The sequence below is a fragment of the Bradyrhizobium sp. CCBAU 45321 genome (assembly GCF_028128975.1).
In the GTDB taxonomy this organism is placed as follows: domain Bacteria; phylum Pseudomonadota; class Alphaproteobacteria; order Rhizobiales; family Xanthobacteraceae; genus Bradyrhizobium; species Bradyrhizobium yuanmingense.
Genome location: NZ_LFKZ01000129.1, coordinates 184879 through 198444 on the forward strand (window position 1 = coordinate 184879; position 13566 = coordinate 198444).

The window sequence follows — 13566 nt, forward strand, 5'->3', positions numbered from 1 at the left end:
ATAATCTGAAGTCAATTGTGGCGACATCCCTCCCCGCGGAGGCACCGAGCGCACATGGGACTGTGACTCTGCGCCGGCCTGGTGCTTATTCGACCGGGCGGCCGATCGCAGCGGCGAGCTCGCGCAGCAGACGGTCGGAGACCTGGCCGGTGACCTGCATCTTGTGCTCGCGCTCGAATTTCTGGATCGCGGCCTGGGTCTCGCCGCTCATGGTGCCCGTGATCTTCAGATTGCCGTAGCCGTATTCGGACAGCGCGCGCTGCACGCCGGCAATGCGGCGTGCGGCCGGGCTTTGCGCCGGGATCGGCGCCGGCGGACGCAGCGCCGCGGGCGGCGTCGAAGTGGTCGCCTTGACCAGATTGGTCATCGGATCATTCGAGCGCGTCGAGGCGGTCGCCTCGACCGGCTTCTCGGGCGGCTTCTCGGCGGCACGCTCGGGGGGTTTGGGCTCGACAGGCTTGGGCTCGACGCGGAACTCGGTGGCGCGCGGCTCGAGCGGCGAGGTATCGGCGCCGACGGGACGTGGACGCGGCATGGGATTCGACAGCGGCACGGACGACGGCGCGGGAAGATTGATCACCGTGCCGAACATCGGCGCGGGGTGCCGGCCGGTCTGGAGGAACAGCGCATTGGCAACGATCGCGGCGATCGCGGCGACGGCGACGAGGCCTGCCAGCGTGTCCTTGGGGCTGTGCAGCAGCACGCGCATCACGAGGTTGCGCTCGGTCTCGACGTCGATGACCGCAGCTTTGGCGCCACGGCGGCGCGGAGCGGCTTCGTCCTTGGCAGACTTCTTAGGCACTTTTCTTCACCAGAGCGGGTTGGTCCTGAGACTGGTCGTGAGCTTGGTCCTGAAGATCCTGACGCAGCGCCGGCGTCAGCGTCGCAATCTTGCGCTCGGCCGGCTTGGCTTGCGGCGGCGTGTAGACGAGCGGCAACTTGACGGTGACCGCGGTGCCCTCGCCCAACCTGCTTTGTACCGTCAATTCGCCGAGATGCAACGCCACGAGGCTCTTCACGATCGAAAGTCCAAGGCCGGTGCCCTCGTGACGGCGCTGATAGGTTGTGCCGGCCTGGAAGAACGGTGCGCCAATGCGCTTGAGATCGTCGGGCGCGATGCCGACGCCGGTGTCGCTGATGCGCAGCGTCAGCTGCGAACCGGACACGGCGGCCGATACGCAGACCTGACCGCCGCGCTCGGTGAACTTGATGGCGTTGGCGACGAGGTTGAGCACGATCTGCTTGAAGGCCCTGGGATCGCCAGTCATGACGGGCAGGTCCTGCGGCGCGTCGGTGATCAGGTCGATGCCGTTCTCCCGCGCCTTCAGCGCCAGCAGATTGCAGCAATGCAATAGCGAAGCGCGCGGCGCGAACGGCTCGGACGCGATCTCGAAATTGCCCGATTCCATCTTCGACATGTCCAGGATGCCGTTGACGACCGACAGCAGGTGCTGGCCGGAATCGTTGATCAGCTGGGCGTATTCCTTGCGCTGCGCAGCACCCAGCATCAGGGTCTGCTCCTGCGCGATCATCTCGGAGAAGCCGATGATGGCGTTGAGCGGCGTGCGCAGCTCGTGGCTCATGGTGGCGAGGAAGCGCGTCTTGGCGGCATCGGCCGCTTCGGCGGCGCTGCGCGCCTGGTCCAGCGCCTGCTCGAAAAGCTTGCGGTCGGTGACGTCGCGCATCACGGCAACGACTTCGGCTTCGCACGTGACGTCACGCGCGCCGTCCTGATCGAGCGGACGGCAGCGCATCTCGACCCAGATGAAATCGACCTGGCCGCGCTCGGCGGCGGGCTCGCGCCGCAGCCTGAACTCGACGCTGCGCACCTCGCCGCGCGCCGCGTCGGACAGTGCCGTGAGATAGGCCGGCCGATCGGCGACGTGGACGCGGTCGAACAGGCCGTGGCCGAGCAGTTGGGCCACCTGCATGCCGAGCATGGCCTCCACCGCCGGCGAGATGAATTGCACCGCACCGTTGCGCTGATGCCGCGAGATGACATCGCTCATGTTGCGCGCCAGCAGGCGGTAACGCTCCTCCTCGCGCGACAACAGCGCAACGCTGGTGCGCGCGAGCGATTCCGCGCCGAAGGCGAGACCGGCGGCATAAAGAGTGGCAGACGTGACGCCGAAAGCCATCAGCACGCCGCGCTCGGCGGCACTCGGCTCAACCACCGGCAACCAGCCGAGCTGGCTCACCAGGATCAGCATTCCGGCGCAGGACAGCGCGAGCAGCGAGGCGAACGCCGCGACGCGGCGCGAGGCCGACAGCGCAGCTTCGAGCGGAACCACGATCAGCCAGACCGCGGCGAAGGATTCGATGCCGCCCGTCGTGATCGCGACGGCCATGATCAGGCCGGCGAGCGCCAGCGACGACAGCACGTGCGCGCCCTCGTAACGGCCGGTGCGCGACAGGAACCAGGACAACATGATCGGCGCGATCAGCCAGGCAAAGGCCGCGACCTCGATCGCGCTCGGCGCGCCGCGCATGGCGAGATAGACCGGAAATGCAGCGAAGGCGGCTAGGCTGCCGAGCAGCCGCGGTGCCATGAAGGCGCGATGCCGTGCGCGCATCAGCGCATCGTAGCGCGCGGAGGGATGCAGCAGTGCATCGAGACAATCGCGGATGATACTCAAAACTGTCACGGGTCTCGCGCTTCGGCTCAATCGTCTCTTGGAAGACGCGCCGGAACGCCTCCTTGTCGTTGAGCTACCGTGTCAGAGCGACCTTAAACGAGTGCTAAGGCGGCACAGCGTGGGGCCGGACACCGCGTTATCGCGGAGCTTTTTAGACGATTTGGCGACGTCTTCGCTGCGAATGGTGAACGCAGGGTTTCACCCTGCTCCGCATGGTTTCGAATTGGTGGATGCGGGGTGGCCGGCAGAAACACGGGCGGTGGCGTCAATCGAAAATTTACCGGAACGTCGCTGCGGAAGAATTTTGCGTCAATTTTCCGCGAATTAAGCTCAAGGCAATCACTTGCGATTTATCGAGGATCGCTAGGTCCGACATCCGCGGGAGATCGCCGCGGGCGGAGTCTAACGGACAGGTCGATAAGATGCGCTTTCTGCTCCGCATCACATTCTGGCTCGGGCTGGTGCTGGTGCTCCTGCCGCGGGACAAGACGCCCGAATCGGACAAGCTGCCGCAGATCGGCGCCGCCGATGCGGTGCAGGCCGCGACCGCGGCCGTTTCCGACGTGACCCAGTTCTGTAAGCGCCAGCCGGCGGCCTGCGAGGTCGGCGGCCAGGCCGCGACCATCATCGGCCAGCGCGCCCAGGACGGCGCGAAGAAGCTCTATCAGATCATCAACGACAAGAAAGAGCAGATCACCAACGACAAGAACGACGGCGGCAGGAACGACGGCAAGACCGACAGCAAGAAGGCGCCCGACCATACCGGCTCGATCGCGCAGGCCGGCGAAGGCGATCTTGCAGCGAGCGAGGCGCCGCGCGATACCCTGACCCAGGATGACCTTGCGCTCGAATGGCGCGGACCGGGGCCGGCGAATTAGCGTCCAAGCCCTATCGATTTCAGGGCTTCGCGTCTCTATATTGGCGGTAAGCGGGAACTGCGGGCCGATATGACGACGATCGACGATATCAGGGACAATTTCGAGCTTCTGGACGAGTGGGACGACCGCTACCGGTACGTCATCGAGCTCGGCCGCACTCTGGAACCGATGCCGGAGGCAGAACACTCGGCCCAGAACAAGGTCCAGGGCTGCGTCAGCCAGGTCTGGCTGCAGAAGACGGTCGATCGCAGCAATGGCGAGCCGGTCCTGAAATATCGCGGCGACAGTGACGCCCATATCGTGCGCGGGCTGGTCGCGATCGTGCTCGCGCTGTATTCGGGCCGCACGCCGCGGGAGATCCTCGATACCGACGCGATCGCCGTGTTCAACGAGTTCGGCTTTCGCGATCATCTGACGCCGCAGCGCTCCAACGGCCTGCGCTCGATGGTCGAGCGCATCAAGACCGATGCGAGAGAGGCGCTCGCGGAAGCGACGTGAGCAAAGCCCGCTCGAGTGAGGAGCGCACGTACCGAACCACACAGCAAACTGCCGTAGGGTTGGCAAAGCGGAGCGTGCCCACCATTTGCGTGTGATTGGTGAGAATTCGTGGGCACGGCGCAAGAGCGCCTTTGCCCACCCTACGGGATCTCGGGCCTGAACTACTTCCCCTTCTTCCGCTGCTGCTGCCCGAGGCCCATCTGCTTGGCCAGTTGCGAGCGCGCCACCGCATAGTTCGGGGCGACCATGGGATAGTCGGCCGGCAAGCCCCACTTCTCGCGGTACTGCTCCGGCGTCATGTTGTACTGCGTGCGCAAATGGCGCTTCAGCGACTTGAAGCGCTTGCCGTCTTCGAGGCACACGAGATAATCGGGCGCGATCGACTTCTTGAGCGAGACGGCGGGCTTGGCCGGCTCCAGCGGCGCGGTCTCGGTGCGGCCTGACGAGACCCGCACCAAGGCGCCATGCACCTGACTGATCAGGTTCGGAATCTCGGCCGCCGGCGTCGGATTGTTGCGGAGATAGGCCGACACGATGCTCGCGGTCAGCTCGATGAAATTCTTCGCCCCCGCATCCGACATGCGCCCCTCCCTTGTCCGCTTGTGGTTACGGGATTGACGCCACCGAAGTATTCACTGTCAAGAATACATTCGGCTAGAACACGACAACTGACGACGATGCACTGATTACTGGTGAAAGGCGCCGCTTTACTTCAGCGGACCGCCTCAACCGCGCTGGTCGAGATGGGCGCGGAGCTCGTCGATCGAGGCAAAGCGCATCATGCCCTCCGGCATCTGCGCCTCGATGGAGCCATCGGAATAGAGCGAATAGGCCATGCCATCGACGACGCCGGACTTGAGCACCGTCACGGGTGCGGGCTCCACGGGCGGCGGCTCGGGTGGCGACGGTGGGGCGGTCTCTGCGGGGGGCGACGGCGAGCGCGGCGGCGGACGGCGCGGGGCGGCCTGCGGCTCCGACGCGCGCGTACGGTCCGGCTTCGGCCAGGCCACGTCAAAGCTCGCAGGCGGCGGAAAGTTGGGAGCCTCACCCGCCTCCGCAGGCGGCGGCGCAACTTCACCGGATTTCGCCTCCGCGCGCTCGCGCTCCTTGCGTGAGGTCGAGGCGAACAGCAGGTTGCGCCGGCGCGACGCTTCCGGAGCGGGAGGCGGGGTCGGGGCTTCCGGCTCCTGCTGCGGTGCCTCGGCATGCGGCCGCTCGCGCGCGGCAGCTTCGCTCTGCCATGGCGGCGGACTTGCGGGCGGTGGCGGCGGCGCCGGCTCGGCTCTCACCGCCGCAGCGGGCACCGGCTCGGGCGCGACTACGCCAGGCACAGCGAGGCCCGGCAGCGCGGGCCTGACCCGAACCTCGGATGGCGCGACCGCACCGGCCAGCCGGCGTGCGATGCCCCTGAGCTCGAGCAGCACCAGATGCAGGCCGATCAGTAACATTCCGGAGCAGACGCCAATGGTGCCGGAGACTATGAGAGTCCCGCCGAGGCTGAATTCCCTGATCGTCATGCCGAAAATCACCGCGAGGAGACCCGCCAGCACGGCGCAAATCCCCACGATCAGCAATGCCAAATTCATCGAACTCACCCCCGGCCGCGCATCCACGCGCGAGAACCGCTACGCCACGATACCGTCATACGCTGTTCCACGCCAACGGCCAATTCTGGGCAGTGTTCCTAAAGGGAAGGAAATCAGGGACTTATTCACATTCCCTTCAGCCGAGGCTCGCTACTGCTAAAGCTGCTCGCAAAGTCATCTGAATGGGTGCCAACCGGAATTGCTGCGTCGCATCAGGAATTTAGCCATAATGCCCAATTACTTGGTAATGGAACTGCGCTATAGGGAGTCCGGGGTTGAGGCCCGCGCGCGCCAGCAGGGCCAAAAGGGGATTCCGGGGCACCGATAGCCATGACATCCATCACGACTTCGGCGATCGACACGCCTCAGCGGCGCTCGATCGAACGGACTTGCGACGATCTCGCCATGCTGGTGCTGGCCGCGGTCGCCGTCATTGCGGGCTTGACCTTCCGCGACTACGGGCTCGGCTGGGATGACTACACCCACGCCGAATATGCCGACCTGCTGCTGCGCATGTTCGGTTCCGGCTTCAAGGACACCGCAGCACTCTCCTTCGCCAATCTCTACATGTATGGCGGCGGCTTCGACATGGTCGCGGCCCTGCTGCACAAGGTCATTCCGCTCGAGCTGTTCGAGACCCGCCGTCTGGTCGGCGCCATCGTCGGCGTAATCGGGCTTGCCGTGACATGGCGGCTCGGCCGCCGCATCGGCGGACCCCTTGCCGGTCTGGCCTCCCTCCTCCTGCTTGCGCTCTGCCCGACCTTTTACGGCCACATGTTCATGAACCCGAAGGATGCACCCTTCGCGGTCGCCATGGTCGTCCTGATGCTCGGCCTCGTCCGGCTCGCCGAGGAATATCCGCAGCCATCGCCGCGCACGATCCTGATCGTCGGCTTGGGGGCCGGCCTTTCGCTCGGCTGCCGTGTTCTCGGCGGACTCGCGCTCGTCTACGCCGTGGTCGGCTTCGTGCCGCTGTTGCTGGAGGAATTGCGCACCGAAGGTCCGCGCGAATCCGTTCGCCGCTTCGTCCATGTCGTCTATGTGCTGCTGCCAGGCCTCGTGCTCGGCTACCTCGTGATGGGCCTGATCTGGCCGTGGTCGATCATGGAGCCAGGCAATCCCTTGGCGGCGCTGACCTACTTCTCGCATTTCTTCGAGAAGCCGTGGAAGGAGATGTTCGACGGTGCGATCGTGTCGGTGCCCGACATGCCCTGGTCGTATCTGCCGACGCTGTTCGCCCTGCAGCTGCCCGAGGTGATGCTGGTTCTGATGGGCGGTGCGATCGTCAGCACCTTCGCCATGCTGCCGCGGCGCGAGGTTCCGGCGCGCCGCAAGACCATCCTCCTGATGCTGACGCTGGCTGCGACCCTGCCGCTCGCGATCGCGATGGTGAAGCGCCCGGCGCTCTACAACGGCATCCGCCATTTCGTCTTCGTGATCCCGCCGATGGCGGTGCTCGGCGGCGTCGCCTTCGCCCGGACGATGGAGCGCCTGCGGGCCAATCACCGCACTTGGCAGCCGGTCGTGCTCGCCACCTTCTGCTTCGGCCTTGCGCTGTCGCTCGCCGAGATGATCCGGCTGCACCCCTATCAATACACGCACTTCAACCACATCGCCGGCACCGTGCGCGGCGCCGACGACCGCTTCATGCTGGACTATTGGGGTCTCGCCCTGAAGCAGGCCTCCGACGGATTGCGCGAGCAGCTCGTCGAGCGCCAGGAAGTGCCGCCCGGCAACCGCAAATGGAAGGTGGCGGTGTGTGGTCCGCAGCGCCCGGCCCAGGTGGCGCTCGGGCCCGACTTCACCATCGGCTGGGATTCCAACGCGGCCGATTTCGCCATGACGCTCGGCGAGTTCTACTGCAAGGGCCTCACCGCCCCGGTCATGGTCGAGATCAAGCGCGACGACGTGGTGTTCGCGCGCGTCTACGACATCCGCGGCCGCGGCATTTCCAGCCTGCTGTCGATCCCGGCGCCGTAGGATTTCTCCGTATCCGTAGCCCGGATGGAGCGAAGCGTAATCCGGGACCTGTGGCATCGTGCGAGCTGCCCCGCATTCCGCTTCGCTCCATGCGGGCTACGCGCTCCATGCGGGCCACGCTTGACAGCCACGCTCCTCGCGCCTTGCCGCAAGCCTCTCCCGCGACTACGCTCCCGTTCCGCAACAACGAGGTTCGGAGAGATCAGCCATGTCGCCAGCAGAAGCTCGCCTGAGGGAAGTCCCCTCCAACATGACGGAGGCGGAGTGGCAGCAACGGGTCAATCTCGCCGCCTGCTATCGCCTGGTCGCCCTCTACGGCTGGGACGATCTGGTCGACACCCACATCTCCGCGCGCGTGCCCGGTCCCGACCATCACTTCCTGATCAATCCCTACGGGCTGATGTTTGAGGAAATCACGGCCTCCAGCCTCGTCAAGGTCGACCTGCACGGCAATCAGCTCTCCGAGAGCGAGTACAGCATCAACCCTGCCGGCTTCACCATCCATTCGGCGATCCACGAGGTGCGCGAGGACGCGATCTGCGTGCTGCACCTCCACACTCTCGACGGAACCGCGGTGTCGAGCAGCGCGGAAGGCCTCTTGCCCCTGAACCAGACCGCCCAGCTCGTCACCCACGACCTCGCCTATCACGACTATGAAGGCATCGCGCTCGACCACGAGGAGCGGCCGCGGCTGCAGAAGGATCTCGGCGACCACAACCACATGCTCCTGCGCAATCACGGCACGCTGACGGTCGGCCGCTCGGTCGCCTCCGCGTTCGAGCGCATGTACCATCTCGAGCGCGCCTGCTCGATGCAGGTGCGCACGCGCGCGCTCGGCACGCCGGTCTATCCGGTCGAGGAGATCGCGATCGAGAAGAACACGGAGCTGTTGTCGAACCGCGACCGCGCCGAGCTGCGCGCCACCAATCTCGTTTGGCCGCCCTTGCTGCGGAAGCTCGACCGCGTCAATCCCGGCTACAGGTCTTGAGATTTTCACGAAATTGAGGTAGTGTTTGCGTCAAACTACCTCTGCACGTATCGGAATGAAACGCCGCCCAATTCCGGGCGGCGTTTTTATTTGAGTCGTCATTGCGAGCGCAGCGAAGCAATGACGGGGTGAGGTCTCGTAGGGTGGGCAAAGGCGCATCGCGCCGTGCCCACCATCTTGCGGCTTGCGCGCGAAGTAGTGGGCACGCTGCGCTTTGCCCGCCCTACGGCACCGTGCGTTATTTCACCTCCGCCAGCGCGGCGAGGATCCTTGCCCAGGAGCGGATGCCCTTCTGGAAGCTCTGCAGGTCGTATTTCTCGTTCGGCGAGTGGATGTTGTCGTCGTCAAGGCCAAACCCCACCAGCAGCGAGTCGAGGCCGAGCGTGCGCTTGAAGTCGGCGACGATCGGGATCGAGGCGCCCGAGCCCATCAGCACGGTCTCCTTGCCCCATTCCTCCGCGAGCGCCTTGCTGGCGGCGGCGAGCGGCTTCATGGTCCAGTCGAGCGCGACTGCGGGCGCGGCAGAATGGTCGCCGAACTTGACCTTGCAGTCGCCGGGAATGCGCCCCGTCACGTAATCACGGAACGCCTTGCGGATCTTTTGCGGGTCCTGGCCCTGAACCAGGCGGAACGAGACCTTGGCCGAAGCATGCGAGGGGATCACGGTCTTGGAGCCCTCGCCGATATAGCCGCCCCAGATGCCGTTGACGTCGCAGGTCGGGCGCGTCGAGGCCTGCTCGACCAGCAGCCTGCCCTTCTCGCCAGCCGGGAGCGACAGCCCGACCGGCTTGAGAAAGGTCTCGGGCGTGAAATCGAGCTTCTTCCACTGCTCCAGGATATCGGGCGGCGTGTCCTTCACGCCGTCATAGAAGCCGGGGATGGTGATGCGGTTGTCGTCGTCGAACAGGCCACCCAGGATCTTCGTGAGCAGGCGGATCGGGTTCATCGCGGTGCCGCCGAACACGCCGGAATGCAGATCGCGATTGGCGGCGGTGATCTTGAGCTCTTCATAGAGCAGGCCGCGCAGCGAGGTCGTGATCGCCGGCGTGTTGCGGTCCCACATGCTGGTGTCGCACACCAGCACGTAATCGGCCTTGAACTCGTCCTTGTTGGCCTCGATGAAGGGCACGAAGTTCTTCGAGCCGACCTCCTCCTCGCCTTCGATCAGGAAGGTGACGTCGACCGGCAGCGAGCCCGTCACCTTCTTCCAGGCGCGGCAGGCCTCGACGAACGTCATCACCTGCCCTTTATCGTCCTCGGCGCCGCGCGCGACGATGATCTTGCGGCCGTCGGCATGATCGGTGACGACGGGCTCGAACGGCGGACGATGCCAGAGATCGAGCGGGTCGACCGGCTGCACATCGTAATGGCCGTAGAACAGCACGTGCGGCCGCCCGCCCGCGCCGGTCTTGCCGACGACGGCGGGATGACCCGCGGTCGGCCTCACCTCGGTGGCGACACCGAGGCTGGCGATGTCCCTGGCGAGATGCTCGGCGGCAGCCTTGCAATCATCGGCGAAGGCGGGATCGGCCGAGATCGACTTGATCCGCAGCAACGAGAACAGGCGCTGCAGGCTGTTGTCGAAATCCTTGTCGATGTGGTCGAGCACGGATTGGAGCTGCGCGTTGGCCATGATTGCTATCCTGGTTGTTTGAGTCTCAAGAGGTCCCGGGTTTTAGCGCCCGTGCGGCCTCGGGGCCAGCCGCAAGCGGCGGATGCCGGATGTGCCAGGCGAGACACCCTGCGAGGATGGCGGTCGCAGCGAGGTTGTTGCCCCAAGCCTGGAAGGCGAGCGGAAACCACGGCAGCGACAGCAGCATGAGGATGGCCAGTTCGCCGTATTGTAGTCGAGGTCGATCACATGCATGGGACGCGGCGGCTTGTTGGGATCGTCCAGGACCTAGCAGACCGGCAGGGGCTTAGGGAGTCGCCTCACTACGATGTGTGACGTTCGGCCCCTTGCAGATCGCGAAAGGGGTCGATGCATGCTTGCCCGCCGGGCGCTCTGCCTAACGCCGTAGCAATCCGCCGAGCGCGCCGCGGACCAGCGTACGGCCGATCGAGCCGCCGAGCTGGCCGCCGAGCGACTTGCCGATATTGGCGGCCATCCCGCCGATCACCTGGTTGGTGACCGATCGCGTCACGTCGCGGGCAATGACCTGGCCGGTCGACAGACGACCTCGCTTGACGTTGGTGCCGAAGACGGTGCCGACGATCGAGCCGATCTGGCCAAGGATTCCGCCGCCTGCGCCGGCTCCACCATTTTGTGCGTCGGCAGGCGCAGCCGTGCCGGCTACGCGCTTCTGCAGCATCTCATTGGCGGACTCACGATCCACCGCGGTATCGTATTTGCCCCTCACCGGGCTCCTGCTCATGATCGCCTTGCGCTCCTCGGGCATGATCGGCCCGATCCGCGCCGTCGGCGGCCGGATCATCACCCGCTCCACCATCGAAGGCGTGCCGTTGCCCTCGAGGAAGGACACCAGCGCCTCGCCCTTGCCGAGCTCCGTGATCACCTTGGCGGTGTCGAGCTTCGGGTTGGGCCGGAAGGTCTGCGCCGCAGCGGCAACCGCCTTCTGGTCGCGCGGCGTGAAGGCGCGCAGCGCATGCTGCACGCGACCGCCCAATTGGGCCAACACCTTGTCCGGCACGTCGATCGGATTTTGGGTGACGAAATAGACGCCGACGCCCTTGGAACGGATCAGACGAACCACCTGCTCGATCTTGTCCATCAACGCCTTCGGCGCATCGTTGAACAGCAGATGCGCCTCGTCGAAAAAGAACACCAGTTTTGGCTTCGGCAGGTCGCCGGCTTCCGGCAATTCCTCAAACAACTCCGACAGCAACCACAACAGAAAGGTAGCGTAGAGCCTGGGGCTCTCCATCAGCTTGTCGGCAACCAGGATGTTGACGATGCCGCGACCGTCGCTATCGGTCTTCATGAAATCCTTCAGCTCCAGTGCAGGCTCACCGAAGAATTTCGTTCCGCCCTGGTTTTCCAGCACCAGCAGCTGGCGTTGAATGGTTCCAACCGTCGCCTTGCTCACATTGCCGAAGCTCTGCGCGGCCTTCCGGATCTCGGCTAACGGATCTTCCTCAGCATCCGGTCCCTTCTTGCCGCTGGCGGGCACGATCGCATCCAACAGCGATCGCAGATCCTTCATGTCCAACAATGGCAGGCCGTTCTCGTCCGCGACGCGGAATGCGACGTTGAGAACCCCTTCCTGCACCTCGTTCAGGTCGAGCATCCGCGCCAGCAATAGCGGCCCCATTTCGGTGACGGTGGCGCGGACCGGATGTCCCTGCTCGCCGAACACGTCCCAGAACACGGTCGAGAACTGGTCCGGCTGAAACTTGAGACCCATTTCGCCGGCGCGCTTGAGAATGAAGTCTTTGGCCTCGCCGACTTCCGAGATTCCGGAGAGGTCGCCCTTGATGTCGGCCGCGAAGACCGGAACACCGGCGCGCGCAAATCCTTCCGCCATCACTTGCAGCGACACCGTCTTGCCGGTTCCGGTTGCACCCGTGACGAGGCCGTGGCGATTGGCCAGCGCAAGCGTCAGCCAAGCCTGCTCGTCTCCCTTGCCGACGAAGATCTTGTCGTCGGTATCGCCGAGCTTGCTGTCCTGTGCGGTCATTATTCTCTCTGATCTCTCTGCCGAGTTTCGCGTCTCGAAACCCGAATGCACCAATTCCGTAGTTTAACGCATCTCGTGCGCCGATTAAATCGGTTCAGCGGCTCCTGCGCATGCGACATTGTCCGACCGGACGGACACGGTCAGCCCAAAGTAGCAACGAGGCGTTTCGCATAGCGGCAATTTTTCGCCGATTCGTTCTAGGCTCTTGCACGGCGGCAACACTTTTCGCGCGTTCGCGACGGCGCCTGCGTTCATCGCTTGTATTTCACGTCACACCGGCTCAAGATCATTTTCGAAAGCAATATTCCGGCATGCAAACCGGCTGAGGGGCGGGGTCTTATGGACGAGCTGATCGGACGGCTGGCGACAAACGCCAGCATAGATGGTGCTGTCGCTGAAAAGACCGTCGGCATTATCCTGGCCTTCCTTCGCAACGAGGGCCCTTCCGACAGTGTGCAGGCCCTGATCGACCAGATCCCCGGAGCGGAAGCTGCGATCGAAGCCTCCAAGAGCGGTGGCGGTCTGTCGCGGCTGATGGGCGGCGGCTTGATGGCCGTCGGCACCCGCCTGATGGGCCTGGGGCTCGGCATGTCCGAGATTCAAAACGTCGCCCGTGAACTTTTCCGCTACGGGCGAGACAAAATCGGAGCGGATCAGATGGGCAAGATCATCGCGGGGACGCCGGGCCTCAGCCAGTTCGCCTGAGCGACGCTTTTCATATCGAGTATCATGACATATCCGATTTCCGAGATTGAGGGCCTGCCGGCCTTTGCCGCCAACAAGTTGAAGGCGCAAGGAATCCGCACCACCGACGCGCTGCTCGAGGCGGCGTCCACCGTGAAGGGCCGCAAGGCGCTTTCGGCCAAGACCGGCATCAGCGAGCAGCAATTGCTGGAATGGGCCAACGTCTCCGACTACATGCGCATCCCCGGCATGGGCAGGGCCAAGGTCGGGCTCGTCCGCGCCGCCGGCGTCACCACCGTGCGCGAGCTCGCCTATCGAAATCCGGCGAGGTTGGCGCAGAGCATGCGCGAGGCCAACGAGAAGAAGAAGCTGGTCCGCGTCCTGCCTTCCGAGAAGTCGGTCGGCGACATCATCGCCAAGGCCAAGAAGCTGCCGCCGAAGATTACGTACTAAGCTGCGGATCAAGCCGGAGAGGTGGGGTACCACTGCTCCCGCATCGTCATTGCGAGCGCAGCGAAGCAATCCAGAATCTTTCCGCGGTGACACTCTGGGTTGCTTCGCTGCGCTCGCAATGACGGCGTGTGGGCAAAAACATCGCATCCTTTCGGCCGTCTGTGCGCATCGGAATGGCCGCGAATCGCCCTCAATCCCGGCTTGACACCCCCTTCGCGACCGCGC

The 13566-nt window shown here is 64.7% G+C and carries 13 protein-coding genes; 6 read left to right on the plus strand and 7 right to left on the minus strand.

Features of this window, described 5'->3' with window-relative positions; genetic code table 11:
- Positions 1 to 85 precede the first annotated feature (85 nt).
- Together ACM43_RS30720 and ACM43_RS30725 are read right to left on the minus strand one after the other, a co-directional pair.
- Positions 86 to 802: a peptidoglycan-binding domain-containing protein gene (locus ACM43_RS30720; protein ID WP_271545233.1), complete on the minus strand. Its 717-nt coding sequence runs from the start codon at positions 800 to 802 to the stop codon at positions 86 to 88.
- Entirely contained in the window at positions 795 to 2645 is a 1851-nt protein-coding gene (locus ACM43_RS30725; RefSeq protein WP_271545234.1) for a sensor histidine kinase, read from the minus strand. Before ACM43_RS30725 ends, ACM43_RS30720 begins: the two co-directional genes overlap by 8 nt.
- A 413-nt stretch (positions 2646 to 3058) precedes the next feature.
- Between ACM43_RS30725 and ACM43_RS30730 the strand changes: the two genes are divergently transcribed.
- Together ACM43_RS30730 and ACM43_RS30735 are read left to right on the plus strand one after the other, a co-directional pair.
- Positions 3059 to 3514, plus strand: coding sequence for a DUF5330 domain-containing protein (locus tag ACM43_RS30730; RefSeq protein ID WP_271545235.1), 456 nt, complete (start codon positions 3059 to 3061; stop codon positions 3512 to 3514).
- Between the two features lie 69 nt (positions 3515 to 3583).
- The gene (locus tag ACM43_RS30735) at positions 3584 to 4012 is read left to right on the plus strand and encodes a SufE family protein (protein ID WP_157282431.1); all 429 of its coding nucleotides are present in this window, start codon (positions 3584 to 3586) and stop codon (positions 4010 to 4012) included.
- A gap of 161 nt (positions 4013 to 4173) precedes the next feature.
- On the opposite strand, the gene ACM43_RS30740 is transcribed toward ACM43_RS30735, so the two are convergent.
- Positions 4174 to 4593 (minus strand): MucR family transcriptional regulator, encoded by a 420-nt coding sequence (locus tag ACM43_RS30740; protein ID WP_157282430.1) that lies wholly within the window; start codon positions 4591 to 4593, stop codon positions 4174 to 4176.
- 144 nt (positions 4594 to 4737) lie between these two features.
- The gene (locus tag ACM43_RS30745) at positions 4738 to 5598 is read right to left on the minus strand and encodes a DUF308 domain-containing protein (protein WP_271545236.1); all 861 of its coding nucleotides are present in this window, start codon (positions 5596 to 5598) and stop codon (positions 4738 to 4740) included.
- Positions 5599 to 5928: 330 nt separating this feature from the next.
- Here ACM43_RS30745 and ACM43_RS30750 point away from each other — a divergent pair, with 330 nt between their 5' ends.
- Entirely contained in the window at positions 5929 to 7578 is a 1650-nt protein-coding gene (locus ACM43_RS30750) for a glycosyltransferase family 39 protein (protein WP_271545237.1), read from the plus strand.
- 208 nt (positions 7579 to 7786) lie between these two features.
- Positions 7787 to 8566, plus strand: coding sequence for a class II aldolase/adducin family protein (locus ACM43_RS30755; protein ID WP_271545238.1), 780 nt, complete (start codon positions 7787 to 7789; stop codon positions 8564 to 8566).
- A 238-nt stretch (positions 8567 to 8804) separates the two neighbouring features.
- Here ACM43_RS30755 and ACM43_RS30760 read toward each other — a convergent pair whose 3' ends face one another.
- From ACM43_RS30760 to ACM43_RS30770, 3 genes are all read right to left on the minus strand, one after another.
- Positions 8805 to 10199 (minus strand): M20/M25/M40 family metallo-hydrolase, encoded by a 1395-nt coding sequence (locus ACM43_RS30760; protein WP_271545239.1) that lies wholly within the window; start codon positions 10197 to 10199, stop codon positions 8805 to 8807.
- Between the two features lie 25 nt (positions 10200 to 10224).
- Positions 10225 to 10386: a hypothetical protein gene (locus tag ACM43_RS30765; RefSeq protein WP_404542402.1), complete on the minus strand. Its 162-nt coding sequence runs from the start codon at positions 10384 to 10386 to the stop codon at positions 10225 to 10227.
- A gap of 189 nt (positions 10387 to 10575) precedes the next feature.
- Positions 10576 to 12204: a helicase HerA-like domain-containing protein gene (locus tag ACM43_RS30770; protein ID WP_271545240.1), complete on the minus strand. Its 1629-nt coding sequence runs from the start codon at positions 12202 to 12204 to the stop codon at positions 10576 to 10578.
- Positions 12205 to 12543: 339 nt separating this feature from the next.
- Here ACM43_RS30770 and ACM43_RS30775 point away from each other — a divergent pair, with 339 nt between their 5' ends.
- Both ACM43_RS30775 and ACM43_RS30780 read left to right on the plus strand, forming a co-directional pair.
- On the plus strand, positions 12544 to 12909 hold the full coding sequence (locus ACM43_RS30775; RefSeq protein ID WP_057027235.1) for a hypothetical protein: 366 nt from the start codon (positions 12544 to 12546) through the stop codon (positions 12907 to 12909).
- A 24-nt stretch (positions 12910 to 12933) separates the two neighbouring features.
- Complete coding sequence (locus ACM43_RS30780) at positions 12934 to 13341, plus strand: DUF4332 domain-containing protein (RefSeq protein WP_036005985.1); 408 nt, start codon at positions 12934 to 12936, stop codon at positions 13339 to 13341.
- The last annotated feature ends 225 nt before the right edge of the window (positions 13342 to 13566 follow it).

Bases quoted from the DNA above. Each gene is read 5' to 3' on its own strand.
- ACM43_RS30730 (WP_271545235.1), top strand. From the start codon at position 3,059: ATGCGCTTTCTGCTCCGCATCACATTCTGGCTCGGGCTGGTGCTGGTG.
- ACM43_RS30735 (WP_157282431.1), top strand. From the start codon at position 3,584: ATGACGACGATCGACGATATCAGGGACAATTTCGAGCTTCTGGACGAG.
- ACM43_RS30740 (WP_157282430.1), bottom strand. From the start codon at position 4,593: ATGTCGGATGCGGGGGCGAAGAATTTCATCGAGCTGACCGCGAGCATC.
- ACM43_RS30745 (WP_271545236.1), bottom strand. From the start codon at position 5,598: ATGAATTTGGCATTGCTGATCGTGGGGATTTGCGCCGTGCTGGCGGGT.
- ACM43_RS30750 (WP_271545237.1), top strand. From the start codon at position 5,929: ATGACATCCATCACGACTTCGGCGATCGACACGCCTCAGCGGCGCTCG.
- ACM43_RS30755 (WP_271545238.1), top strand. From the start codon at position 7,787: ATGTCGCCAGCAGAAGCTCGCCTGAGGGAAGTCCCCTCCAACATGACG.
- ACM43_RS30760 (WP_271545239.1), bottom strand. From the start codon at position 10,199: ATGGCCAACGCGCAGCTCCAATCCGTGCTCGACCACATCGACAAGGAT.
- ACM43_RS30765 (WP_404542402.1), bottom strand. From the start codon at position 10,386: ATGCTGCTGTCGCTGCCGTGGTTTCCGCTCGCCTTCCAGGCTTGGGGC.
- ACM43_RS30770 (WP_271545240.1), bottom strand. From the start codon at position 12,204: ATGACCGCACAGGACAGCAAGCTCGGCGATACCGACGACAAGATCTTC.
- ACM43_RS30775 (WP_057027235.1), top strand. From the start codon at position 12,544: ATGGACGAGCTGATCGGACGGCTGGCGACAAACGCCAGCATAGATGGT.
- ACM43_RS30780 (WP_036005985.1), top strand. From the start codon at position 12,934: ATGACATATCCGATTTCCGAGATTGAGGGCCTGCCGGCCTTTGCCGCC.